The sequence below is a fragment of the Spinactinospora alkalitolerans genome (assembly GCF_013408795.1).
GTDB lineage: Bacteria > Actinomycetota > Actinomycetes > Streptosporangiales > Streptosporangiaceae > Spinactinospora > Spinactinospora alkalitolerans.
Genome location: NZ_JACCCC010000001.1, coordinates 4,925,358 through 4,949,216, shown reverse-complemented (window position 1 = coordinate 4,949,216; position 23,859 = coordinate 4,925,358). Strand labels below are relative to the sequence as shown.

The 23,859-nt window shown below is 72.5% G+C and carries 18 protein-coding genes and 1 pseudogene; 10 read left to right on the top strand and 9 right to left on the bottom strand.

What is annotated here, in order from left to right:
* Positions 1 to 94: 94 nt before the first annotated feature.
* Both HDA32_RS21970 and HDA32_RS21965 read right to left on the bottom strand, forming a co-directional pair.
* A complete protein-coding gene (locus HDA32_RS21970) occupies positions 95 to 1,048 on the bottom strand; it encodes an alpha/beta fold hydrolase (RefSeq protein WP_179645005.1) in 954 nt (317 codons plus the stop codon).
* Positions 1,049 to 1,125: 77 nt separating this feature from the next.
* Positions 1,126 to 2,934: a GMC oxidoreductase gene (locus tag HDA32_RS21965; protein WP_179645004.1), complete on the bottom strand. Its 1,809-nt coding sequence runs from the start codon at positions 2,932 to 2,934 to the stop codon at positions 1,126 to 1,128.
* Between the two features lie 321 nt (positions 2,935 to 3,255).
* Between HDA32_RS21965 and HDA32_RS21960 the strand changes: the two genes are divergently transcribed.
* From HDA32_RS21960 to HDA32_RS21950, 4 genes and pseudogenes are all read left to right on the top strand, one after another.
* Entirely contained in the window at positions 3,256 to 3,873 is a 618-nt protein-coding gene (locus tag HDA32_RS21960) for a DUF6230 family protein (protein WP_179645003.1), read from the top strand.
* A 5-nt stretch (positions 3,874 to 3,878) separates the two neighbouring features.
* Positions 3,879 to 4,181, top strand: a pseudogene (locus tag HDA32_RS31880) (DUF6114 domain-containing protein); the annotation flags it as partial.
* A gap of 284 nt (positions 4,182 to 4,465) precedes the next feature.
* A complete protein-coding gene (locus HDA32_RS31875) occupies positions 4,466 to 5,212 on the top strand; it encodes a DNA primase (protein WP_312863455.1) in 747 nt (248 codons plus the stop codon).
* Between the two features lie 176 nt (positions 5,213 to 5,388).
* Positions 5,389 to 6,330, top strand: a complete 942-nt coding sequence (locus tag HDA32_RS21950; RefSeq protein WP_179645002.1) for a type IV toxin-antitoxin system AbiEi family antitoxin domain-containing protein — start codon at positions 5,389 to 5,391, stop codon at positions 6,328 to 6,330.
* 80 nt (positions 6,331 to 6,410) lie between these two features.
* Here HDA32_RS21950 and HDA32_RS21945 read toward each other — a convergent pair whose 3' ends face one another.
* Positions 6,411 to 8,207, bottom strand: a complete 1,797-nt coding sequence (locus HDA32_RS21945) for a UvrD-helicase domain-containing protein (RefSeq protein ID WP_179645001.1) — start codon at positions 8,205 to 8,207, stop codon at positions 6,411 to 6,413.
* Between the two features lie 592 nt (positions 8,208 to 8,799).
* Here HDA32_RS21945 and HDA32_RS21940 point away from each other — a divergent pair.
* A complete protein-coding gene (locus HDA32_RS21940) occupies positions 8,800 to 9,135 on the top strand; it encodes a DUF3817 domain-containing protein (protein ID WP_179645000.1) in 336 nt (111 codons plus the stop codon).
* Between the two features lie 122 nt (positions 9,136 to 9,257).
* On the top strand, positions 9,258 to 9,854 hold the full coding sequence (locus HDA32_RS21935; RefSeq protein ID WP_179644999.1) for a DUF1707 SHOCT-like domain-containing protein: 597 nt from the start codon (positions 9,258 to 9,260) through the stop codon (positions 9,852 to 9,854).
* Positions 9,855 to 9,944: 90 nt separating this feature from the next.
* Here HDA32_RS21935 and HDA32_RS21930 read toward each other — a convergent pair whose 3' ends face one another.
* Positions 9,945 to 10,445 (bottom strand): hypothetical protein, encoded by a 501-nt coding sequence (locus HDA32_RS21930; protein ID WP_179644998.1) that lies wholly within the window; start codon positions 10,443 to 10,445, stop codon positions 9,945 to 9,947.
* Positions 10,446 to 10,561: 116 nt separating this feature from the next.
* Entirely contained in the window at positions 10,562 to 11,026 is a 465-nt protein-coding gene (locus HDA32_RS21925; protein WP_179644997.1) for an OsmC family protein, read from the bottom strand.
* A 192-nt stretch (positions 11,027 to 11,218) separates the two neighbouring features.
* Here HDA32_RS21925 and HDA32_RS21920 point away from each other — a divergent pair, with 192 nt between their 5' ends.
* Positions 11,219 to 12,877: a catalase gene (locus HDA32_RS21920; protein ID WP_179644996.1), complete on the top strand. Its 1,659-nt coding sequence runs from the start codon at positions 11,219 to 11,221 to the stop codon at positions 12,875 to 12,877.
* A gap of 142 nt (positions 12,878 to 13,019) precedes the next feature.
* Positions 13,020 to 13,676, top strand: coding sequence for a hypothetical protein (locus HDA32_RS21915; protein ID WP_218883271.1), 657 nt, complete (start codon positions 13,020 to 13,022; stop codon positions 13,674 to 13,676).
* Positions 13,677 to 13,940: 264 nt separating this feature from the next.
* Here HDA32_RS21915 and HDA32_RS21910 read toward each other — a convergent pair whose 3' ends face one another.
* The 3 genes from HDA32_RS21910 to HDA32_RS21900 form a co-directional block, all read right to left on the bottom strand.
* Positions 13,941 to 15,644, bottom strand: a complete 1,704-nt coding sequence (locus HDA32_RS21910; RefSeq protein ID WP_179644994.1) for a hypothetical protein — start codon at positions 15,642 to 15,644, stop codon at positions 13,941 to 13,943.
* 125 nt (positions 15,645 to 15,769) lie between these two features.
* On the bottom strand, positions 15,770 to 16,606 hold the full coding sequence (locus tag HDA32_RS21905; protein WP_179644993.1) for a hypothetical protein: 837 nt from the start codon (positions 16,604 to 16,606) through the stop codon (positions 15,770 to 15,772).
* A 243-nt stretch (positions 16,607 to 16,849) separates the two neighbouring features.
* Entirely contained in the window at positions 16,850 to 17,971 is a 1,122-nt protein-coding gene (locus HDA32_RS21900; RefSeq protein ID WP_179644992.1) for a hypothetical protein, read from the bottom strand.
* A 281-nt stretch (positions 17,972 to 18,252) separates the two neighbouring features.
* Between HDA32_RS21900 and HDA32_RS21895 the strand changes: the two genes are divergently transcribed.
* A complete protein-coding gene (locus HDA32_RS21895; protein ID WP_179644991.1) occupies positions 18,253 to 20,274 on the top strand; it encodes a DUF4153 domain-containing protein in 2,022 nt (673 codons plus the stop codon).
* Positions 20,275 to 20,363: 89 nt separating this feature from the next.
* On the opposite strand, the gene HDA32_RS21890 is transcribed toward HDA32_RS21895, so the two are convergent.
* Positions 20,364 to 22,508 (bottom strand): 3'-5' exonuclease, encoded by a 2,145-nt coding sequence (locus HDA32_RS21890; protein WP_179644990.1) that lies wholly within the window; start codon positions 22,506 to 22,508, stop codon positions 20,364 to 20,366.
* Between the two features lie 344 nt (positions 22,509 to 22,852).
* On the opposite strand from HDA32_RS21890, the gene HDA32_RS21885 reads away from it, so the two are divergent.
* A complete protein-coding gene (locus HDA32_RS21885; protein ID WP_179644989.1) occupies positions 22,853 to 23,782 on the top strand; it encodes an NADP-dependent oxidoreductase in 930 nt (309 codons plus the stop codon).
* Positions 23,783 to 23,859: the final 77 nt, after the last annotated feature.

Sequence of the window (23,859 nt, the reverse complement as noted above, 5' to 3'; positions counted from 1 at the left end):
GTTGTCAGCGCGCCAGCGCCGGCGGCAGCCCCACCAGGTCATGCGGTGGTGAACGAAAGGACTGCGGCCACAGCCTCCTGTTCCCGTCAACGATCTAGCGGTGCTCCGAGCCGTCGGCGGCCTCGCGGCACAGCCGGGCCAGGTGGTCGCCGACCACGTCGGCCGCCTCCAGCGGGAGCATGTGGCCGCGGCCGGGCAGGACCTCCAGTCGAGCGCCTGGCAGCGCCCTGGCCAGCGCGCGAGCGTGCCGCACCGGGGTCAGCCGGTCGGCCGTGCCGCTCAGGATCGACACCGGGACCTCGCGCAGCGCGCGCAGCCGCCAGATCTTGTCGTGCGCCATCAGCGCGGGGTAGAAGGCGCCGATGACATCGGCGGGCGTGGCGTGGACCAGTTCCGCGCAGTCGCGCACCCACAGCGGGTCGGCGCCGGGGCCGAACAGCAGCCGTCCGACCGCGGCCCGGTGCAGGGCCAGTCGCGGCGGGACGACCGCCCGCAGGCGCTCGGCGCGCTCAGGGAAGCGGACCAGGGTGTCCATGAGCCCTCGTCGGCAGGCGGCCGCGACCCTGGCCCGCAGGGGATGGCCCGGCAGCCCGGTGTCCAGGTGGCCGGCCGACGTCGACACCAGGGCGACTCCGGCCACCCGCTCGGCGACGAACCCGGGCCGCGCGGCGGCCAGGGCCATGATCGTCATGCCGCCCATCGAGTGCCCGCCGAGCACCACCGGCCCCGAGGGGGCCGACGCGTCGATGACGTGCGCGAGGTCCTCGCCCAGCAGGTCGACGCTGAGCGGATGCCCGCCCAGGGTGGAGCCGCCGTGGCCCCGCTGCTCCCAACTGATGACCCGGACCGCGCCGCAGGGGAGGCCGAGCCGGCCGGAGACGAGCGCCGTGGCCTGGGACCGCCAGGTGTCGGCGGTCAGGGTCCAGCCGTGCGCGAGCACGACCGTCAGCGGCGCGTCCTCGGGGCCGCGCGCGTGCACCCGCAGCGCGGCGCCGTCGGGGGTGGTGACGGTCCGGGTGGTCTCGACGACATTGCGCAAGGGGGGCATGGGGTCTCCGTCCTGGGATGGCCGATGGGGGACGGGGTGCCGGGGCCGCTCGGGGGCGAGCGGCCCCGGCGGCGCCGTCAGCCCGAGGCGGGCTCGGTGCGGACGACGTCGATGTCGAGGGAGAGCCGCTTGGTGAAGCGCAGCTCGGCGAACGCCCCGGCGGGGACCGCGGGCCGCTGGGGGAACACCGGCTCCACGCGCTCGTAGGGCGATCCGGGGGCCGGGCGCGGGTCGGCCCCGCCCCGGTTGGGCCACAGCGACATCGCGCGCTCGGCCTGCGCGGTGATCGTCAGCGACGGGTTGACACCGAGGTTCGCCGAGACCGCCGAGCCGTCGACCACGTGCACGCCGGGGTGGCCGTGCAGCCGGTGGTAGGGGTCCACCACGCCCTCCTGCGCGGTCGCGCCGATGGGGCAGCCGCCCAGGAAGTGCGCCGTCATGGGAGCGTTCACCAGGTCGCCGACGTTGCCGCCGGGGAAGCCGTCGATCTTCTCGGCCAGCCGGGTCATGACCTCCTGGCCGGCCGGGATCCAGGTCGGGTTGGGCGCGCCGTGCCCCTGGCGCGAGGTGAGCCTGCGCCCGCCCAGCAGCCCCTTCCTGGTGTAGGTGGTCAGCGAGTTGTCCAGGGACTGCATCACCAGCCCGATGATCGTGCGCTCGGAGAACCTGCGCACCGAGAGGCTGCGGGCGAAGACGTAGGGGTGCGCCGCCGCCAGCCCCAGGAAGCGCAGCCAGCGCGGGACGCGCCCGCCGCCGGGCACCTGGATGGTGGCGAGCAGCCCCATGGCGTTGGAGCCCTTGGCGTAGCGCACCGGCTCGACGTGGGTGTGCTCGTCGGGGTGCATCGACGACGTGATCGCCACGCCCCGGCTGAAGTCCTCCGGCGGGTTCGCCGAGCGCGTCATCGCCCCGGCCAGGGCCTCGGAGTTGGTCCGGGTCAGCGAGCCCAGGCGCGCGGAGATCCGCGGCAGCAGGCCCCGGTCGCGCATCGCGTGCAGCAGCCGCTGGGTGCCGTAGGTCCCCGCGGCCAGGACCACCTCGCGTGCGGTGAAGGTGCGGGCGTTGCCGCGCCTGCGTCTGGCGCCGGTGACCAGGGTGTCGACGGCGTAGCCGCCGCCCAGGGACTCGGGCCGCTCGCGCAGCCGCGCCACCGTCGTCATCGGGTGGATCTCGGCGCCGGCGCGCTCGGCGAAGTACAGGTAGTTCTCGGTCAGCGTGTTCTTCGCGCCGTGCCGGCAGCCGGTCATGCACCCGCCGCACTCGATGCAGGCGCGCCGCCGCGGACCGGCGCCCCCGAAGTAGGGGTCATCGGTCTCGGTCCCCGGATCGACGCGTTCGGCCCGCGCGGTGTCGCCGTCCCCGCCGTCGCCGAAGTACACGCCGACGGGGGCGAGGTGGAAGCTGTCCCCGACCCCCATTTCCTCGGCCACCTCCTTCAGGTGCACGTCGGAGGGGGTCATCGTGGGGTTGGTCCGGACGCCCAGCATGCGGCGGGCCTGGTCGTAGAAGGGGGCCAGTTCGCTGCGCCAGTCGGTGATGTCGCGCCACTGCTCGTCGGTGAAGAAGTCGTCCAGCGGCTCGTAGAGCGTGTTGGCGTAGTTGAGCGAGCCGCCGCCGACGCCGGCGCCGGCCAGGATCAGCACGTCCCGCAGCAGATGGATGCGCTGGATGCCGAACATGCCCAGGGAGGGAGCCCACAGGAAGTTGCGCAGGTCCCAGGAGGTCTTCGGCAGGGTTTCGGGGGTGTAGCGCCGCCCGGCCTCCAGCACGCCGACCCGGTAGCCCTTCTCGGTGAGGCGCAGTGCGCTCACCGAGCCACCGAATCCGGAGCCCACGACGATGACGTCGTAATCGAACGCCTCCGAATCGGAACTGAAACGTGACATCGAGGGTTTTCCCTCCTTCGCTCCAGGATTCACGGCGTTGTCGTGCTCGGGGGGCATGGCGCTCCTCTTCCGTGAGTGCGGGGAATGCGGAGAATGCGGGGGAGTGTGAAGAAGATCGAGCGGGCGCCGGCTCGGGGCCGGTGATCGGGCGAGGAATCAGCCACTTGGAAGTGTGACATTGGTTATTGTAATGTTCACCACCTACCGGTGAGTAAGGTGCCCTATGTAACACGCAGGGCGGGAACTCGCGCAAGGTCCCCGCGACGACCCCCGGGCACCGGTGCCGCCCCCCGGCACGGTGCTTCGAAGGAGGCAGCTTCCATGGCAGAAGACACGCAGGCGGAAACCGAGCACAGCGGCATCGGATGGCGCCGCTTCGGTCTTGCGCTCATCCCGGCCCTGGGGGCCGCGGGCGTGCTCGTGGCGCTGACGGCGCAGGGCAGCATCGCCGCGTCCTTCGCCGTCTCCGGCGACAGCTTCAAGATCTCGGCCGACTCCATCACCGGGACCGGGTTCGCCCAGTACGGCGACGTCAGCACCTCGGCCGACGACACCCGGCACCCGGTCGCCGTCTCCGTCATCGACGAGGCCGAGCTGGTCAACCTGTGCCAGTCGGTGCTGATGGAGACCCCGGTCGGCGAGATGACCCTCCTGGTCAACGCCGGCCAGGACGACACGCCGGTGTCGGCGGAGAACCTGGTCGTCGACACCGAACAGCTCTCCGGCGACGCCACGTTCACCAACATGGAGATCGGCCGCGACGCCGGCACCCTGGAGAACGCCTCCGGCCAGAGCGGTGCGGCCGGCGCCTTCGGCCAGCAGGCGGACACGGTCGCCATCAACGACCTCCAGCAGGTGGCGTGGGGCGTCAACGCGGGCACCTTCCGGCTCAGCGGCCTGCACCTCGGCCTTGAGCCCGGCAACCACGAGTGCTTCTGAGACCGATGAGCAGGCACGGTTCCGCCGCGCGGCGGCGCGGTGGGCGCCAGGCGTTCCGGCAGTGGAAACGGTCCCGCCCCTTCTGGGGCGGACTGCTCATCACGATCGCCGGGACCACGATCCTGGTCGCCCCGCTCGCCCCGCTCCCACTGATCGTCCACCAGGGCATCGCCGGGATCTCGGGCTACTTCGTCGGGATCCTGCTCGTGGCCATCGGTGTGCTGACCTGGCTGCAGCCGGCGCAGCGCACCTTCTACGGCATCGTGGCGATCCTGCTGTCCCTGGCCTCGTTCCTCACCTCCAACTTCGGCGGCTTCGGCATCGGCATGCTGTCCGGCCTCTTCGGCGGCGCGCTCGCCTTCGCCTGGCTGCCCCGGCGGCCCGGCGGGGCCGGACGCGGGAAGGCGCCCGACGCCGACGGCGGAGCGGAGGAGGAACCCGATGACGGGTCGGAGGACGCTCCGGCGCAGGAGGACAAGCTCCCGCCCCCTCTGCCTTCGCAGACCGGTCCGGACGGACCGGCGCGCGCCTTCGTCGCCCTGCCGATGGCGCTGGTCCTCGCCCTGTCCTCGCCCGCGGCGCTGGACTGGCCGTGGGACGACTGGTTCGGCGGGGCGGGGGCGAGCAGGAGGAGGGCGAGCCCGCGCCGGAGCCCTCGCCGTCCGGGACGCCGAGCCCCGGCACCTCGCTGCCGGAGCTCCCCTCGCCCTCTCCCGGGGACGGGGAGGAGGAGGCCGGGGCCGGCGAGGACGGAGCGGCCGATGACTCCGAGGAGGATGAGGAGGACCGGGAGGTCTCGCAGGAGTGCCGCGTCCAGGAGGGCTCGTCCGAGCTCTCGGAGGAGGAGCTCAAGGAACTGCTCCGGGCGTGCCAAGAGGCTCAGGAGCGGGATGAGGTCCCCGAGTTCACCGTCCGGGAGGGCGGCGATGACGGCCGCTTCGTCGCCGGCACCGCGGAGAGCGGACTGAGCGCCGACAGGCTGGCGATGAGCGGTGCCTCCTTCGACGGCGTCGTGGAGTACCCCACCGCCGACGGGCCCCGGCGCTACCTGAAGCTGTCCATGGACGAGGCCCGATTCAGCGGCGCCGAGCAGTGGTTCCGCCACGACGGAACGATCACCACGCTGGACCTGCCCGCCATGACGATGTCGGGCGACGTCGTCATGCACGTCACCCGGATGGAGGCGCGCATTCTCGGGATCAAGCTCACCTTCACCCCCGATTTCCCGCCCCCGCTGCTGCTGCCCTCCATGACCGTCACCGACCTGGAGGTCGACCAGCCCCTGGCCCAGGCCGGCACGGTCGACATCGACGGCCTCGAGGAGAATGTCGAGCCCTGACCTGAGAAGCCGAGGGAGCGGAAGGCCCCCACCGGTTCGCCGCGGTCCTCGCCGCCGTCCCCGATCGGCGGCGAGGACCGTCTTCCTCCGGTCCCTCCCGATCGGACGGCGCGGGGTTGTCCACAGCCGTGAGATCGGTGTTGCCGACCCGGCCGGTCGGCTCCGAGGCTTGGGTCATGCCGGAACTGTCCAGCGCGCACGCGCTCGCCGCAGCACAGCACGGGGTCATCTCGCGTGAGCAGGCCGCGGGATGCGGCCTGAGCGTGCACCAGATCCAGCGGCTCGTCCGCACGGGGCGGTGGCGGCGGGTGCGCGTGGGCGTGTACCTCGTGCGGGGCGATCCCGCCCCGGCACTGGCCGCGAGGGTCATGGCGGCGCAACTGGTGTACGGGCCGCGTGCGGTGGCGGTGGGCGGCACGGCCGCGCGCCTGTGGCGGATGCAGGGCCCGCTGCCCGGACCGGGGCACGAGTTCATCCACCTCTGCGCCCCCGGCGTGGCCGGTGCCAAGCACGAGGGGCTGCGGCTGCACGGCTGGCGGGTCGGCCCCGACGAGGTCACGCTGTGCGGCGGGATCCGGCTGACCACGCCGGGGCGCACCGTGCGCGACACCGTTCTCATGACCGACCGCTACAGCGGGATCAGCGTCATCGACTCCGCGCTGCAGCAGGGCCTGGTCAACGCGGAGGACCTGCCGGTCCCGGAGGCGGCCAACGCCGGGCGCCAGGGGGCCCGCCGGACCCGGAGCTGGTGGTCGCTGGCCGACGGCCGGGCGCAGAGCACGTTCGAGACCCGGTTGCGGCTCGTCTGCCACGACGCCGGAATCCCGCCCGAGACCCTGCAGTATCCCGTCCACGACGGCGAAGGCGGCCTCGTCGGCCACGCCGATCTCGCCTGGCCCGGCTGGGGCGTCGTCGCCGAGGCCGACGGCTCCGCGCCGCACGCCCTGCCCGACGCCCTGTTCACCGACCGCCGCAGGCAGAACCGTATCCTCAGCGCCCCCGAACGGCTCGTCCTGCTCCGCTTCACCTGGCGCGACCTCCAGCGCCCCGACGACATCGTCGCGATGATCCTCGAGGCCCGCGACCAGCGGGCGGCCATGGCGGGGGCGGCGCGATGAGCGCGGCGCCCCCGCCGCGGCGCGGAGCGACGGGCCCGGCCTGGAGACGAGGGAGGCCGGGCCCGCCGCGCATCAGGGCGCTACCGCGCGTTCGGGAGGAGGCGGCTGGGACCGCCCACGTGGGAGACGTAGAGCGCGTCGCGGGCGCGGGTGCAGGCGACGAACAACAGGTTGCGCTCCTGCTGGTGGATCTGCTCCAGCGCCACCGGATCGGCCTCGGCGGAGTCGATCGCGGCCTTGGGCGGCAGCAGCGGTTCGCTGACGCCCACCACCGCCACGCAGCGGAACTCCTGTCCCTTCAGCTTGTGCATCGTGCCCACGCGCACCGCGCCGACCCCGTCGGTGGCGTCCAGCGGGGCGGTCGGGATCCCGCAGGCCTGCAGCTCCTTCGTGATGTGCCGCACCACCCACTGGTTGCGGCCGGCCACGGCGATGGAGGAGGCGACCACGCCCGCCTCCAGCCACACCCTGACCCACTCGCCCAGCGCAGCCATCTCCTCGGCCCGGCTCGCGCAGCCCCGCAGCACCGGCTCGGGGCCGCGCAGCAGCGAGCGGTAGCCCGCCAGCGTGTCGGCGTTGTCGTCGAGGCCGACGGCCGAGGGCCGCCCCAGGATCGGCATCGCCCACGTGAGGATCTCCTGCGTCACGCGGTAGCTGACTCGCAGCCGGTGGCTGCGCCCGCGCACGTTGATCCCGAGCGAGGCGAGTGACACCCGGTTGTCATAGATGCGCTGGTGCGGGTCGCCGACGATGAACAGGTCGTCCGGTCCCTCGGCCACGGCGGCGCGCAGCAGCCGCCACTGGGCCGGGTGCAGATCCTGTGCCTCGTCGACGATGACGTGCCGGTAGCGCGGTCCCGACCGGCGCAGGATCCGGGCGGCCTCCTGGGCGACCTGCGGGTAGGACCACCGGCCGGCGGCGCGCAGCGCGGCCGTGTAGCGCTGGATGGTCTCCCACACGTGCGTGCGGTGCTCCGGAGCGAGGTGCAGCACGCGGCCGTTGCGCTCGCACCGGATGTAGGAGGGCAGGTCGGTGAGCTCGCGCGCCAGGATCACCTGCTCCCACTCGTCGGCCAGGAACCGCCCGGAGTAGGGGATGCCCTCGGCCCGCGCGGTCTCCCGCCACCACTCGCTCAGGGTCTCCCTGCCCAGGGTCTGCGGCGGGGTGCCGGTGTGGCCGTGCACGATGCCGCGGGCGAGGCCGTCGATCGTGACGACCTCGATCCGGTCCCGCACGGCCGGATCCGGCACGATCCGGTCGAGGTGGCCGCTCAGGGTCTGCGCCAGCAGCCGGTTGAACGTGGTGAGCAGGACGGACCTGCCGCCGTCGGGGGCGCGGTCGGCTTCCAGGGCGGCCAGGTGCGCGGCGCGGTGCAGCGCGATCACCGTCTTGCCGGTGCCGGGGCCGCCGGTGACCTGCGCGGATCCGGCGAAGCTCGCGTCGGCGATCCGGTGCTGGTCGGGGTGGAGCGTGACCTGCCACTCGGCGAAGGACCTGGTGAGCTCCTGTGCCAGTTCCACGGGGCCGCTCACCTGCGGTGGCGCGGCCGGGTGGACGGGGCGCTCGCGCATCTCCACGATGTCGAGCGCCGGTCCCGATTCGGGGCGGTAGCCGCGGGCGAAGGCCACCGCGTCGTCGTGCCGGCGGATCGTGACGAGGCAGTAGACGTCTTCAGAGGTGAGCGCCACCACACCGGACCATTCCGGACCGATCTGCAGGACGCGGACCCTGGGGTCGGAGGCGGACGAGATGGGTTCCAGGTGTTCCCGGTCACCGGCCATGTACGCCTGCATGACCGTCAGCGTGGCGGACTGGACCCCGGCGTCGAGCCGGGAGAAGTCGTTGAGGAAGGTCGGGGCAATCGCGAGTTGGGGCACGTCGTGCATTCCTCCGGTCGTCGACCTGGCGTGGGGAGTCGCGTGGGGAAGAAGGTTGGGGCAACCACCGCGTCTACAGGTAAGGATGCGCTTCCGCGAATTCCGGCAAACCCCCCGGCTAAGGCGATTCCGCGGCTCCCGAAAAGGGGTGGGGAGAGGTGTATATCGGCTGGTCAGAGCCTTATTTCGAAACTGTTTTCGATGTTGTGGGCGAACGGCGGCGGAACACCGGTCCCGAGCGGCCCATGGCTTCCCCGGTCCGAAGTCCGAAAACGGCATTGAAGTCAGACCGAAATCCGGGACGATCGCATCCGGCGACGCGCGTCCCGGCTCGGGGCCGCGGATCGGGAACCATGTCGGACCGGCCCGGGTCGGTCCTTCCGGGGCGCGGCTGGTCCTCCGCCGGGACCGAATCCCGGTACGGCGGTGCGCCCGTATTTCGGCTACCGGGATCGTCGACGGACGGACCGGGGGCGGCCGGCGAGTAGCCGAACTCACGGCGCACCCACGGCCGTTCCTGCACCACACTGGACGATGAGAGTGCCGCTGCCGCGGCCGTGGGAACCAACGCGCGAACCCAAGAGGAGTCCAGGTGTCCAAGCCCGTGCTGACCGCGTTCCGTGTGACCGCCGCCGTCGAGGCGGTCACCTGGATCGGGCTCCTGATCGGGATGTTCTTCAAGTACGTCGTCGTCCACGACGAGATCGGCGTGGAGCTGTTCGGCCCCCTGCACGGCGCCGCCTTCATCGGCTACGTCGCCATCGCGCTGCTCGCGTGGATCAGGTTGCGCTGGACCCCGTGGACCGGTGCGCTCGCGCTGGCCGCGAGCGTTCCGCCGCTGGGCACCGTGGTCTTCGAGCGGTGGGCCTCCGGTACCGGGCGGATCGACCGCGCATCGGTGCCGGAGGAGGAGCCGCAACCGGTCTGATCCCGTTTTCGCCTCCCATCGGAACTGGGTCTTGCAACCCGCCGCAACTACCATGAAATCCGAGTGCGGAGCGGAGCGACGGGAGAGACGTGACCCCAGAGGAGCCAGGCGGTCAGGGAGCCATGCGAGCGTCGGACGCCGATCGAGACCGGGTAGCCGAGATCCTGCGGGAGGCGGCGGGGGAGGGGCGCATCACGCTGGACGAACTCGACGAGCGACTCGACCGCACCTACCGGGCGCGCACCTACGACGACCTCGCGCCGCTGACCGCCGACCTGCCCACCCAGCCCGATGCTCCCTCCACCCCCCGCCCCGAGGGCGCCGTGCTCCGGGCGGGGTCGGAGCAGACGCTGGAGTTGAAGGCGAAGGCCGGCACCATCACCCGTAAGGGCAACTGGCAGGTGCCCGGCCGGGTCGTCGTGAAGAACCCCTACGGCGACACCCGGCTGAACTTCCGCGATGCCACGCTGCTGAGCACCATCGTCGAACTCGATATCACCGCCTCCTGGGGCGACGCCAAGATCATCCTGCCCGACGGCGCCAGCGCCGACATCAACGTCGACACCTCCTGGTTCGGCAGCGTCGACAGCCGCGTCCGCGAGGCCGCCTCCCCACCCGCGCCGCACTTCAAGATCACCGGCGGTGTCAAGGGCGGATCCCTGAAAGTCCGCTACAAGATGAAGTTCGACGACTGGCTGAGCTGGGACGACTGGGACTGACCGGAGTCCGGTCGCGCGTCCGCGGACTCTGACCGGGCAGCGCCTCGGCGCGTCCTCGGCCGCCGCCACGGGCACGGCCGCACCGCGCCGTCACTCCACCCGGCGGACCCCCAGGGCGGTCCTGGTCAGCTCCCCGCGGCCGAACCGCCCGGCGTCGAGCCGGACCGACACCGCCAACCCGGGCTCGACCAGCCAGAACGCCTGCCCATCGGTGATGTGGCCGCGGTGCTCGCCGTGCCGGAACGGCTCCAGCGCCCAGGCGTCGGGATCACGCTCGTGGTATTCGGCCAGGAACTCCCGCAGCGCGTCGAGGTCGCGCAGCCGCTCGCCCCGCAGCACGGCCACGGTCAGGTCCACCCGGTACCCGCCGTCGACCCGGCGCTCCCACACCCGCGAGGAGAAGGCGACGCGCCCCCACTCGTAGTCGAAGTCCGAGACCGCGTCGCCGGCCCCGGACGGCACGTGGCCGATGGCGAAGCCGTCCAGCTCCCCGCCTGAGCGTCCGTCGGCGCCCGGTTCGGCGCGCGCCCCCGACGATGCCATGACCACTCCCGCGACGAGCAGCAGCACCAGCAATGATCGACCCAGCATGACGACCTCCAGTCAGGACCGGCCCCCCGGACGGGGACCCGGGATCCATGCTGCGCACCCGCCCCGTCCGCCCGCCACACCGATTTCCCGCCTGTGGACGGCCGGTCGGCGGCCGCTCACCCGGGTGGCTTGTTCTCCCCCGGGCTCACGCTCACGGTGAAGCGGGGATCGTGCTCGCCGCCGAACGGCCAGATCCCGTTGGCCTCCCGCGCGATCGCCTCCTGCTGGTCCTCGCTCATGCCCTCGGCGAAGACCGTGGCCCGGACGTCGAGTGCGTAGCGGCCGTCGTCGTCCCTGTCCAGGCCGACCGTCGTCCGCACCCGCACCGGCCGGTCGCCCTCGTCGTCGCCGCCCGCGGCGGCCTCGGCCGCGGCGTGGTGCAGGCACGCGGCGAATCCTGCGGCCAGCAGGTTCTCCGGGGTGGGCGCGCCCTGCGACGGATTCAGCGGTGAGCCCAGCGCGCTGGACACCGCCCCGTCCTCCGTGCGCACGTGCCCGCCCTCGGCGGTGGCGACGGCCCGGTGGACGGTGCCGCTCTCCGCTTCTTCGCGGTTCTCCGGGTTCCCCGGGTTGTCGGTCATGTCTTCGCTCCGCCCGATCGGGGTGCCGTCTCGTGGGACTGTGGTGCCGCCCGCTACCCCGGCGCCGCCTCAGCCAATCATCCTCCTGAGCCCATACGGCCAGGTGGGAGCGTGATTAAGGCATGGCGGCCCGGGTAGCGGCACTGGTCCGACCACTACGTGCGACGACCAGGCAGAATGAGGGAATCCGTCATGACGGACGTGTCGAGCCAGGGGCCCCGGCCTGACGACCAGCGCGCCCAACTCACCAACCGACAGGGCCACCCGGTCTACGACAACCAGAACCAGCGCACGGTGGGCTCCCGCGGCCCCGCGACGCTGGAGAACTACCAGTTCCTGGAGAAGATCAGCCACTTCGACCGCGAGCGCATCCCCGAACGCGTGGTGCACGCGCGCGGAGCGACCTCCTACGGTTACTTCGAGGCCTACGGGAAGTGGGGCGACGAGCCCGTCAACCGCTACACCCGGGCCAAGCTCTTCCAGGAGGCGGGCAAACGCACCGACATCGCCCTGCGGTTCTCCACGGTGATCGGCGGGCGCGACTCCTCGGAGGCGGCGCGCGACCCGCGCGGATTCGCGATCAAGTTCTACACCGAGGACGGCAACTGGGACCTCGTCGGCAACGACCTCGCCGTCTTCTTCATTCGCGACGCCATCAAGTTCCCCGATGTCATCCACGCGCTCAAGCCGGACCCGGTGACGTTCCGCCAGGACCCCAACCGCATCTTCGACTTCATGTCGCAGTCGCCCGAGTCGATGCACATGATCGTCAACCTGTTCAGCCCGCGCGGGATCCCGGCCGACTACCGCCACATGCAGGGTTTCGGCGTCAACACCTACAAGTGGGTCAACGCCGAGGGCGAGACCGTTCTGGTCAAGTACACCTGGATGCCCAAGCAGGGCGTGCGCAGCATGACCGAGGAGGACGCGGCCAACGTCCAGGCCGGCGACCTCGGCCACGCCACCAAGGACCTGCACGACGCCATCGAGCGCGGCGAGTACCCCGAGTGGGAGCTGCTGGTGCAGATGATGAGCGACGACGAGCACCCCGAACTCGACTTCGACCCGCTCGACGACACCAAGACCTGGCCCGAGCAGGACTTCCCGCCCCGGCCGGTCGGCCGCCTCGTGCTCGACCGCAACGTCGGCAACCAGTTCGCGGAGAACGAGCAGATCTCCTTCGGCACCGGCGTGCTGGTGGACGGACTGGACTTCTCCGACGACAAGATGCTCGTGGGCCGCACGTTCTCCTACAGCGACACCCAGCGCTACCGCGTGGGCCCGAACTACCTGCAGCTCCCGGTCAACCAGGCCAAGGGCTCCGGGGTCAACACCAACCAGCGCGACGGCCTGATGACCTACCACCAGGACAAGGGGGGCGAGAACCCGCACGTCAACTACGAGCCGTCCATCAACGGCGGGCTCAGGGAGGCGCAGTTCCCCACCTATGACGAGCAGGGCCCGGAGATCACCGGCCGGCTGACCCGCAAGCGCATCCAGCGCACCAACGACTACAAGCAGGCCGGGCAGCGCTACTGCCTGATGGAGCGGTGGGAGCAGGACGACCTGGTGAACAACTTCATCAACCAGCTCTCCCAGTGCGACCGGCCGATCCAGGAGCGCATGGTCTGGCACTTCCTGCTGGTCGACGACGATCTCGGCCTGCGGGTCGGCGAGGGCCTGGGCATCTCGCCCGGCGACGTCGCGCAACTGGAGCCGCTGCAGAGCCAGACCCTGACCGAGGAGGACCGCGACCGCCTGGCCAACCTCGGCAAGAACGGCCGCCGCGACGTCGAGGGCCTCACCATGACCCACTGCGTCCCCAACGCCCGCCACACCGTGACGCGCTGACCGGCGGCCACGGCGAGAGAAGCGGGGCGGCGCCCTCCGGAGGGCGCCGCCCCGCCCCGCGTTCCGGGGAGGGGAGCCCCCGCGGACCCGGAATTTCAGGTGAAACGACCGAAAGGCGTTGGTAGAGTCCCGCGTCGTGACGATGACTCTGGGAGACGCCTTCAACCGGCGCAAGAAGCTCGCGGCCGACCTGCAGAGCTGGATCAACCGCCTGAGCCTTTCGGGCAACGAGCGGCGCGCCTACCGGACGTCGCGGCTGGAGGGGGAGGGCGCCTACCGGCCCCAGCCCGGCACGGAGAAGGCGACCCGACGCGAGTACACGGTGCAGGAGTGCCGCGAGCGCATCGCGGCGATCCTGGAGGAGGACCGCGAGCTCGCCCTGCGGATCTCGCGGACCAACCAGCTCGCGCGGGCCGAGATCGAGGACCTCGACGGGCGCATGCGGCTCCTGTCGATCCCGGAGCTGCTGGTCCTCAAGGACGACACCATCCCCAAGCTGGAGCAGGCGGCCCGGGCCGTCCCGCTGCGCGCGGACGACGTCGGCGTCTACGAGAGCGGCGATGACTGGGTGCGCTACCGGACGGTCAAGAAGATCGAGCGCAAGCGGGAGAGCTTCAGCGAGAAGGGCCTGAAGGTCGAGGAGATGGAGCTGCTCGGCTACGACGTCGTCGAGGTGACCGACTACGGCGCCGCCCGGCGCGCGCAGTGGGACGAGATCGACCGGATCGGCGAGTTCGCCCAGCGGGTCAAGCAGGCGATCAACCAGGCCAACAAGACCGATCTGGCCGAACTAGACTGACGAGCCGGAGCGGGGCCGGCCCACCGAAGTGTCGGTTCGTACCGAGTAGCCCGTAACGGGTCAATGGTCTATCCGCCTACCACTCACTCAGCAGGTGTGTTCGTTGTACCGGGTACGTCGTACGACCGTCATCTGTCACGTGTTTCGGGCAAGCGGTAAAACCACTCAGAAGGGTCACCACACACCCTGGCTCGGGCCGGTCCCGTTCCTCAGCATCCGTCACCGCGCACGCGCCGTCGGCGCCGGTCGTCCCGTGCGGGGGGGTCAACCGTTCTCGCGTGTTCGGCTGCTGTGGCGGAACAGCGTGGTGCGGGCCTGCTTGCGGATCTTCGCGTCGGGGTGGTTCTCGCCGATCCAGCCGAGGAGGTAGCCGGTCTCGGGATGGTCGAGCGCGACCGCGATGTCCAGGAAGGGCATGCCGTCGGCGCTCTTGCGCATGGGCAGGTCCGCGATCTGCTCGTCGGTCATGAGATCCAGCCGCGCCATGGCCGCGATTCCGTCGATCATGGTCCAGGCGAGGTCTTCGTGGGTGACCTCGTCGTCCTTGGCGAATCCGGCGTTGTGCAGCCAGCTCCTGGCCTGCCCGCCGAAATCGGGGTGGTCGCGCAGGCCCTCGTAGAACGGCCGGGCCACCAGCGCGTGCTCAGCGGTCGCGGCGCGGACCGCGGCCCTGTGCGTGCAGTCGTCGGTGCGCCGCGCCACCTCGATCAGCTCGCGCATCGCCTGCGCGGTGTCGCGCTCGGCGATCCAGGAGTCGAGGTCGGCATCGGTGAACGGCTCACCGGTGGCGGCCCGCTCCACGAGCACCTCGGCGTTCTCGCCCATCAGCTCGTCGAAGGTGCGAATGGCGTAGCCGGCGACGGAGAGCTCCTCGAACCCGGCCCATTCGCCCAGCGCCGTGAGGCGGATCACCGGTTCGCCGGCGCGCCGTGCGTCCTCGCCCGACGTCTCGCGCTCGACGGCGCCGAGCCGTTCCAGCTCGTCGAGCAGGAAGGCGACGGCCTCCCCGAACCGCCGCGACTCCGACTCCGTCAGCGGGCGGTCCTCCTCGAACAGGTCGCCCATCGCGGCCGTGATCTCGGTGATGAGCGAGGCGGGCAGCGCCAGCCTCTCCATGAACAGCGCCGTGACGACGAACTCGAGGAGGGTGTCGGGTTCGGCCCCGAACGCCTCGTAGCACGCCTCGTCCTCGAGTCCCAGCCGCGCGGCGAGCCTCTCCGGCACGCCGTCGTAGGCCTCCAGCCACAGCTCCTCGGGATCCTTCCGCTCTTCCGGGGCGGCCGCCCGCTCGTCGGCGATGGCCGGAGCCCTCTCGATCGCCGCGGCCAGCTCCTCGCCCTCCGGCAGCCGGGGGGCCCGCCAGGTGTAGCCGTACCGGCCGGGGCCGGCCAGCAGCGACGGGGGAGGGGCGACGTCGCCGGCGGCGATGTCGGCGAGCAGGTCGAGGTCCATCGGGATCTCGCCGGAATCGACCCTGGCCTCGAACTCCGCCACCTGCTCAGGGTCGCTGACGTCCACCCCGAACTCGGCCATCGTCCGCTGCATGAACGCCGCGATGCGGTGCTCGGCCGGGTGCTCCATCGCGTACCTGTGCCCGTCGGCGAACTCCTCGATCGCGGCCGCCAACGCGTCGGGGGCGTCGGAGCGGGGATCGAGCCACCCCTCCTCGGACAGCAGCGCCCACCACGTCCTGAGCGCCGTGGAGACCTCCTCGAACGCCGGGGGCTTGCCGCCGGCGCGCGGGATCCAGTCCAGCAGCAGGGAGGCGACGTCCGCGGCGTGCCAGCGCGCGACGAGCCCGTCGCCCCCGGCGTCGGGCTCCCCGTACTTGTAGTCGAGGACCTCCTCCAGCGCGAGCCGGGAGACCTCGGTCCGCTCACGCCGGGCGTGGTCGACCGCCCGCGCGACGAACCGCTCCCGGTACGCGTCGAAGGCCTCCTCGGCCGCGTTGGTGAACACCAGGCGCATGACGATGGGCTCCTCATCGGATCGAACAGGGGGCGGGGCCTTCGCGGACGTGCCGGAGGCGTTCCCGCCCGTCCGGCCCCGCCGCTCGGCGGACGGCGCCGGTACCGAGGCGTGTGGTCCCCATCCTAGGTTTCCGCGGCGGGTCCTGAGGCGCGTTGCGCCGCCTCCCCGCCTGCGGGACCGCCGGCGGCGCGCAGCCGGTGCCCTCCCGCGGCGAGCACGGACGCGGCGGCGTAGTGCCCCAGGGGCGTGAGGGCGAGGGCGTCGCCGATATCGGGATCACCGTCGCGCCGCAGCACCCCCAGCGCCTCCAGCAGCGTGAACGCGATCTCGAAGCCGGAGCGCCCCAGCCCTTCCGGATTCGCGGCCTCGACCAGCTCCTCGGCCGGAACCGGCCGCCCCTCCGCGCGGCACAGTCCCAGCAGCAGCCGGGGCAGCAGTCTCTCGGTCAGAGCGCCGAAGGCGTGCGGATCGCGGCGCCTCCACAGCAGCGGAACCTGGCCGAAGACGGTCCGCCACAGCACGAGCGACGCGTGCGGCCGCCTCAGGCGCTCCTCGGACGCCGGGACCACCCGGCCGTGTCGGCGCTGCACCTCCGCCGAGCGCCGCCGCCGCGTCTCCGCCTCGACCCGCACGACGCCGCCCTCCAGCAGGATGGCCAGCAGTTCGGCGGCGTCCTCGAAGTCGGTGTCGGCGGGGCCGTCCGGCACCTCGTCGTCGCCCACCCACCGCCCGATGCCCAGTAGCACGAGGTCCTCCCGGCCGTGCGGGCCGCGGTGCGCGTCCCGCGACACCGGCCGCCCGGCTCCGATCCACTCCAGGAACCGCCACAACCTGTCCACCAGGGGCGCGGCGTCGGCGGCGGCCACCAGCTCATCGCGATCGGGCGGGGAGAAAGGGGGAAGGGAGCCCGGCGGCCCCTCCGGACATCCGGTGCTGCGGCCACTCCAGCGCTGGGACACGGCGACTCCTCGTTTTCGACGGGCTTCGACGGCTTCGACGGGCCGGGTCTCCGTGCGGAGACCGGAGCATGCGCCACGTGGAATCGTGCTGATGTCCTCGGCTGGTCGTTCTCGTCATCGCTGGAGGTGACGCGGCGAAGCCAGCCTAAGCGCCGCCCCGGCGGAGCGCCACGGACGGTTTCTTCGCTGTGGACAAGCGGGGAACCGCCGCCCCTCCTTCCGGCGCGGCGCCCGCCCTCCCGCTCACGTCCACCCCGGCTCCTCGTCCGCCAGGTAGGGGTGCGGGAGCGGCAGCGAGGGGTCGGCGGGGCGGAACCAGGAGCGGACGGTGAGCTCGTCGGAGCCGAAGTCCTCCGGCGCGTCCCCGTCCTCGCCGTTCTCCACCGCGTCGAGCTCCTTCAGGTAGAGCCACTCGTGGTCGAGCGCGTCGTAGGCGGCCTCGTTGAAGGCCGCCATCATGTCGATCACGGTCTCCTCGTCCAGGCCGGCCTGGAAGGTCAGCAGGACCTTGGCGTTGCGGACCAGGAGGTGCAGGGCCAGCGCCTCGGCGGTGCACACCGGAGGCCGCCACTCCGGCCTCGTCAGGCGGGAGAAGACGCCGGCGGAGGCCACGAGGAACCTCTTGGCGAACATCGCGTCGTAGTGGTGGCGGTAGCGCGGCGGCAGGTCGTGCAGCACGAACATCGCATCGCAGTCGTCGGCCGTCAGGTCGGTCCCGCCGCGGACGACCGAGTCGGCGTCCTCGTCCAGCGCGAGGACGTCCATGAAGAGCTCCTCGGTCATGACGGAGGCGCAGTGGACGAGCGCCCCCGCGGCCAGAGCGGCACCGTCCGCCTCGCTCGGCGCGGATCCGGTGGACCCGGCGTCCCGGCCGCCCGGGGCGGGGCCGAAGACGGAAAGGGCGAAGGCGCGGAACCGGGCGCTGTCGCGGAGCAGGCGCCGCCGCTGCTCCGCGATCACCTCCTCGGGAACGCCCGCGGTCGGGGCCCGGGACGCGGCGCCGGTGTCCTCGTTCAGCGCGACCGCCTCGACCAGCTCCGCGTCGGTGACCGTCACCTCGCACCTGGCGACGCGCCAGTCCGCCAGCAGTTCGGTCCGCTGCAGGATCTCCTGGAGCAGCGCCTCGGCGCCGTTCTCCGCGAAGTCGAGGGCCGGGGCGTCGACGAGGAGCCGGATCACCGCGCCGCCGGGAGCCACGTCGACCTCGTGGTCGTACGGCGTGATCTCGGCGCCGTCGGGCCCCTCGACCGTCGCGATGCGCTCCAGCCACTCCAGGAGCAGCGCCGCCGCGCCGAGCTGCTGCAACTCGTCGAGCGGTCCCTGACCCGCGGGCGGCGTCAGGTCGGCGGTGAGGCGGTACTCCACGTCAGGCTCCAAACGGTGTCGCGCGGCGGACCCGGCACCGGTGGCCGCGCCGCCGCGTTCAGGAAGAATCATTGTGCCAACCCCCGCCGGGCCCGCGCGGTTGCGACATGGAAACGCGCCCTTCGGCCGCCCGGCGGTGGAACGGGGACGTCCGGTCCCGCGTCGAAGCGGGCGCCCCGGCATCGCCCGCGGAAATCGCCGAACCGCACGGGCTCGCTCGGCATCGACAACAATGAGCCCGCCGATCGCCGCACAGCGGCCGGTACCCCCTGGAGGCAGATATGAGCGAAGAACCCGGAGCGGTCGGACCCGAGGAGAGCGGGCGGCCGGAGGAGCCGCGGAAGGAACGGGAGGAGGCCCCGGCGCCCTCCGCGGAGGGCGCCGGGGCCTCCGACGCGTCCCGGGCCGCCGACGGCTCCGAGGAGGCCGAGAAGACCGGGAGCTCCGCGGAGACGGAGGCGGACGAGGCACCCGACGGCGCTGTTTCCCCCGCCGAGACGGCGGACGCGGTGGAGGCGGCCGAGACCTCAGGTGCGTCCCGGACCCCCGGCGGCTCCGAGGCGGCCGAGGAAGCGCAGACACCCTCTGCAGAGGCGGAGCCCTCCGGTGCGCCTCAGCGCCCCGGCGGGGCCTGGACCCCCGGCGGAGCCGGTCCTTCCGCGGGAGCGGAACCGACGGCCGCCGGGCCGGGCCGGAGCCGCCCGGGCCCACAGGCGTTCCCCGCGCCGTGGGGGCCGAATCCCTACGCCGCCCCGTATCCGGGGTGGGGGCCGCCACGCTACGGGGCGCCGCCCCGCCCTCGCCCACCGCGTCCGCCGCTTCCCGAAACGCCCCGCTGGCTGCTGCCCGCGGCCTTGGGCGCCGGCGCCCTGGCGGCCCTGCTGATCCCCTTCCACCGTCCCGGCCTGGGCCTGCTCGTGGCCGCGGCCGTCGCCGCGTCGGCGGTGTTCCCCGCGGCCCGCGGCCGCCTCTCGTTCTGGACGGTGGCCTACACCGCGCTCGCCGGGGTCCTGGCCGGTGCCGCCGTGATCCGCGACGCCGGCTGGCTGGTGTCACTGGACCTGGCCGCGGCCTTCGGCCTCGCGGCCCTCGCCGTATCGGGCGCCGGACGGCACTGGTTCGGCGCCCTGTTGGGCGGGCTCTGCCTGCCGGCCAACGCGTCCCTGGCGCCGCGCTTCCTCACCGCCCCGCTGCGCGATCCCGCAGCGCGGCGCAAGTGGCTGCCGGCGCTGATCAGCGCCGCGGTCACCGCGGTGCTCCTGATCGTCTTCGGTGCACTCTTCGCCTCCGCGGACCCCGTCTTCGCCCACTTCGCCGGGCAGCTCTTCGACGACGCCTGGCTGGCCTCCCTGCCGTTCAGGGCGGTGCTGTTCGCGGCGACCGCGGCGCTCGTCGGCACGGCGGTCCTGGTCGCGCGGCGGCCCGTGGTCGACCCCGAGGCGCCGCAACCGGGGCTGCGGGTGGGCCCGACGGTCTGGGCGGTGCCGCTGGCAGCGGTGAACCTGCTCTTCCTCTCCTTCGTCGCGGTCCAGGCGGCCACGCTGTTCGGCGGCAACGAGCACATCCTGAACACGGCCGACCTGACCTACGCCGAGTACGCGCGGCAGGGCTTCTTCCAGCTCGTCGTGGTGAGCGCGTTCGTGCTGGGGATCATCGCGGTCTCCCGCTGGCTGCTGTCCGGCGGCGGAACGGGGAAGGACAGGCTGCTCAGCGTCCTGCTCGGCCTGCTGTGCTGCCTCACCCTCGTCATCCTGGCCTCCGCGCTGGACCGGCTCGGGCTCTACACCGAGGAATTCGGGCTCACCCGGCTGCGCACCGCGGTCACGGCGACCGCAGGGTGGATCGGGACGGTCTTCGTGCTGGTGCTGGTCGCGGGCGTGCTCGACCTGCTGGGCCGGCCCGTCCGCTGGCTGCCCCGGACGGTGGTCCTGGCGACCGGCCTGGCCCTGGCGCTGTTCACCTTCTACAACCCCGACGCCCGGATCGCCGAGAGCATGGCGGGCCGGGTCGCGGCGGAGCAGGAGGCCCGCAGCGAGGCGGCGCAGACCTACCGGCTCATGGGGACGACGGACACCGACTACCTGAGAGGACTGTCCGCCGACGCGGTCCCCGCCATCGACGCGCTGCCCGAACCGGCGCGCAGCTGCGCCCTGATCGACCTCGCCGACCGCCTCGATGAGGCCGACCCCTGGACCGCCTGGAACTCCTCCCGCCACCGCGCCCGCGCGATCCTCGAGGAGAACCCCGTGAACCTCGACGAGGCCCGCAGCGAATGCACCTACGGCTCGTCCTTCCGCTACTGACCGGGGTCGCGCGTGCGGTTTCCGGCGGACGAGGGGCGGTCCGGCCGCGGTGCGGCACCGCGGCCGGACCGCCCGGACCGGAGGGCCCGTCACATCGGCAGGAACGGGCTCGGAGGGCCGTGCCAGGAGACGTAGAGGGACTCCCTGGCCCTGGTGCAGGCGACGTAGAGGAGTGAGCGCTGGGCCGCGAGGTCGGCGGCGTGCTGCTGCTCGTCGAGGTCGGCGCTGGTGACGTGGTCCATCTTGGGCAGGGCATCGGCGGTGGCGCCGAAGACGGCGATCGCGCGGAACTCCAGGCCCTTCACGCCGTGCATCGTCGTGACGCGGATGGTGTCGGATGCCTCGGTGACGGCGTGCTCGCGCGGATTGAACACCGCCACGGGCAGTTCGCGGTCGCGCAGGTGCCGGACCACGAGGTCGCGGATCCGGTTGGTGCGGGTCGTGACGCAGACGTCGCCCGGCGCGATGCCGTCGGCGAGCCACCTGCGCACGCGCTCGGCCAGGGCCTCCAGCTCGGCCGCCTCGTCGGGGGCGCCGTACAGCTCGGGCGGGTCGCCGCGCAGCACGGAGCGCGTGCTGCCGGCCGGCTCGGGCACCGACTCGCCCAGCTCGTTGACCTCCTGCCCCCGCATGATCTCGTTGGCCCAGGTCAGGATCTCGGTCGTGGTCCGGTAGTTGACCCGCAGCGGGTAGGAGCGGCCGACGATCCGAATGCCGAGCCGCTTGAAGGAGACCGTGCTGTCGTAGATCCGCTGGCGGTTGTCGCCCGCGATGAACATGTCGTTGGGGCCCGGAGGGACCGCGGCGCGCAGGGTTCGCCACTGAACCGGGTGCAGGTCCTGCGCCTCGTCCACGACGACGTTGGTGTAGGGCTTGTCCGTCCGGTCGGCGAGGATCCTGGTGGCCTCGGCGTGCAGTTCCAGAGCGGGCAACTGCCTGGTCTGGCGCATCATGGCGCGCGCGTCGGAGATCGCGTGCCAGACGTCGCGGCGCTGGTCCACCGTGAGGGGCGTGCTGCGGCCGCGCCGGGCGTCGGGGTCGAGGTAGCCCTCCAGCGTGCCGATCTCCTGGGCCATGACCACGTGCCGGTACTCCTGGTACACGAAGTCGGCGGGCCAGGGCAGCCGGTGCCTGCGCGCGATGTTGGCGAACAGGCCGCGGGTGTCGGAGCGCAGCCGGACCTCCGGGCGCTCCTCCTTGACCACGTCCAGCGCCAGCTTGTCGGCGGTGACCACGTCGACGTCGGCGATCAGCTCCGCGGGCAGCAGCAGCGCCAGGTTGCGCTTCAACGACTCCACCAGCGCGTTGGTGAAGCTGGTGAGCAGGACCCGCCCGTCCAGCGGGAGGTGCTCGGCGAGGTGCTTCACCCGGTGCAGCGCGACGACGGTCTTGCCGGTGCCCGGCCCGCCCGACACCTTCGCCGGCCCGTTGAACCGCGGCCGGTAGGCGAGCTCGCGCTGCTTGGGGTGCAGGTAGATCCGCCAGGCGTTGAACTCGCCGGCCAGCACGTCCTCGATCTCCTGGTCGTCGTTGACGACGATGACGCGCTCGCGGGTGTTGCGGATCGCGGTGTCGTAGTCGTCGGCGGCGACCGCACCGACGGAGGGCCGGCGCGGCTCGACGACCTCGCGCATCACGCGTTCGACGGAGTGGCCCTGGGCGAGTTCGACGAGCACCTCGTACTGGTCCTGCGGCAGCGTCGGACCCCAGTGCTCCAGCTCGCTGACGCTGCTCAGCGATCGGCAGAAGTCGAGGATCTCGGAGTCGATGCCGAGCCGCCGCAGATCGTGGTCGCCGATGTCGTCGAACAGGCCCGCGGCGGCATCGCCCTCCTGCGGCCGCTCCACCCGCTCGTCGGGCTTGTCGTCGCCGGCCCGCTCCAGGGCCGCGGCGTCGCGCCGCTCCAGCGTGCCCATGACGGTGTTGACGTCGTGGCGCTGGTCGCCGGCCCATTCGTCGGCGCGCTCGCGCGGCAGCAGGTGCACCAGCAGGAACGTCTCGCCCGACTCCGGCGCCAGCATGACCCCCGTCCAGGCGTCGCTGATCCGAAACGTCCGAATTCGCGGGTCCTGCCCGGCCGGCAGCCGCTGGATCCGCAGGTCGGGATGGGACATCAGGGCGTCGAACGAAAGCTCCCTGAACTTGCGCGTGACAGCGAGCAGGCGCTCCCGAGTCGGCCGGTCGAGCTTGTCGTACTGGGGAAGACACGTCGCGTCGATGGCCAGCTGGGGCATGGGCCTCCTTAGCTACGGACCCACGATTCGGCGGGGGAGCCCGTACATTCATGTTTCCCGGGAATGCCTTCCCTTGATCTTTTAATCGAAGGTGCTGACAAAAAGTCCGGAACCGGCCATTCGGCGGCACCTGCGGACGAGGCGGGGCCGGTTCCGGCCCCGGCGCCGTGCGGCCGCCGCGCGGCACGGGTCCGAAGACGCGTGCCGCGGGTAGCGGATTCCGCCGGGCCGCCACCTTGCGTCACGGATTCCCTCCGCGCGGTCCCGGGGCGGGAATGCGGTCGATGGCGTGTCGCGTTGGCCGAGGAGACCAGATGTGATCCGCGTCGAAGGGGAGAACGGCCGTGAAGGCGATCGTGTACGGCGAATACGGCGGTCCCGAGATGCTGCGCCTCGCAGAGGTCCCGGAGCCGAAGGTCGGGCCCGACTCGGTGCTGGTGGAGGTGCGGGCGGCTTCGGTCAACCCGGTCGATTGGAAACTCCGCGAGGGGTATCTGGACGCCGCGATCGAGACGTTCTTCCCGGTGATCCCCGGGTGGGACGTCGCGGGCGTGGTCGAGCGCCCCGGTCCGTCGGTGCCGGAGTTCGCGCCCGGTGACGAGGTCATCGGCTACGTGCGCGAGGACGTCCTGCGCCGCGGGACCTACGCGCAGAAGGTCGCGGCCCCGGTGCGCTCCCTCGCCCGCAAGCCGCGCAACCTGACCTGGGCGCAGGCGGCGAGCCTGCCGCTGGCGGGGCTCACCGCCTACCAGTCCCTCGTCCACCGGCTCCGGGTCGCCGACGGCGACACGGTGCTGGTGCACGCCGCCTCCGGCGGCGTCGGATCGCTGGCCGTGCAGATCGCCAGGGCCCGCGGCGCCCGCGTGATCGGCACCGCATCCGAGCGCAACCACGGCTTCCTGCGCTCGCTGGGCGCCGAGCCCGTCTCCTACGGCGAGGGCCTGGAGGACCGGGTGAGCGAGATCGTGCCCGGCGGAGTCACCGCGGTCTTCGACGCCGTCGGCGGCGACGCGCTGGCCGCCACGCCGAAGCTGGCCGCCGAGGGCGCCCGCGTCGCCTCGGTCGCCGACGGCTCGGTGACCGAACTGGGCGGCTCCTACCTCTTCGTCCGGCCCGACAGCGCCGACCTGACCGCGCTGGTCGAGTTGGTCGAGGCGGGGAAGGTCACCGTCGAGATCGCCGAGGTCCTCCCGCTGGAGGAGGCCGCCGAGGCTCAGCGCCGCAACGCCGAGGGCCACACCCGGGGCAAGATCGCCATCGAGGTGAGCCGGTAGGGGCCGCCACACAAGACGCCGCGCAGGTGGTGGCCTGCGGTGCGCGGGTTCAGGAAGAGCCGGGCCGCCACCTCGCG

Coding starts and splice junctions, on each gene's coding strand:
- HDA32_RS21920 (WP_179644996.1), top strand. CDS start 11,219: ATGACGGACGTGTCGAGCCAGGGGCCCCGGCCTGACGACCAGCGCGCC.
- HDA32_RS21930 (WP_179644998.1), bottom strand. CDS start 10,445: ATGCTGGGTCGATCATTGCTGGTGCTGCTGCTCGTCGCGGGAGTGGTC.
- HDA32_RS21915 (WP_218883271.1), top strand. CDS start 13,020: ATGACTCTGGGAGACGCCTTCAACCGGCGCAAGAAGCTCGCGGCCGAC.
- HDA32_RS21960 (WP_179645003.1), top strand. CDS start 3,256: ATGGCAGAAGACACGCAGGCGGAAACCGAGCACAGCGGCATCGGATGG.
- HDA32_RS21965 (WP_179645004.1), bottom strand. CDS start 2,934: ATGTCACGTTTCAGTTCCGATTCGGAGGCGTTCGATTACGACGTCATC.
- HDA32_RS21970 (WP_179645005.1), bottom strand. CDS start 1,048: ATGCCCCCCTTGCGCAATGTCGTCGAGACCACCCGGACCGTCACCACC.
- HDA32_RS21935 (WP_179644999.1), top strand. CDS start 9,258: ATGCGAGCGTCGGACGCCGATCGAGACCGGGTAGCCGAGATCCTGCGG.
- HDA32_RS21910 (WP_179644994.1), bottom strand. CDS start 15,644: ATGCGCCTGGTGTTCACCAACGCGGCCGAGGAGGCCTTCGACGCGTAC.
- HDA32_RS21890 (WP_179644990.1), bottom strand. CDS start 22,508: ATGCCCCAGCTGGCCATCGACGCGACGTGTCTTCCCCAGTACGACAAG.
- HDA32_RS21950 (WP_179645002.1), top strand. CDS start 5,389: ATGCCGGAACTGTCCAGCGCGCACGCGCTCGCCGCAGCACAGCACGGG.
- HDA32_RS21895 (WP_179644991.1), top strand. CDS start 18,253: ATGAGCGAAGAACCCGGAGCGGTCGGACCCGAGGAGAGCGGGCGGCCG.
- HDA32_RS21925 (WP_179644997.1), bottom strand. CDS start 11,026: ATGACCGACAACCCGGGGAACCCGGAGAACCGCGAAGAAGCGGAGAGC.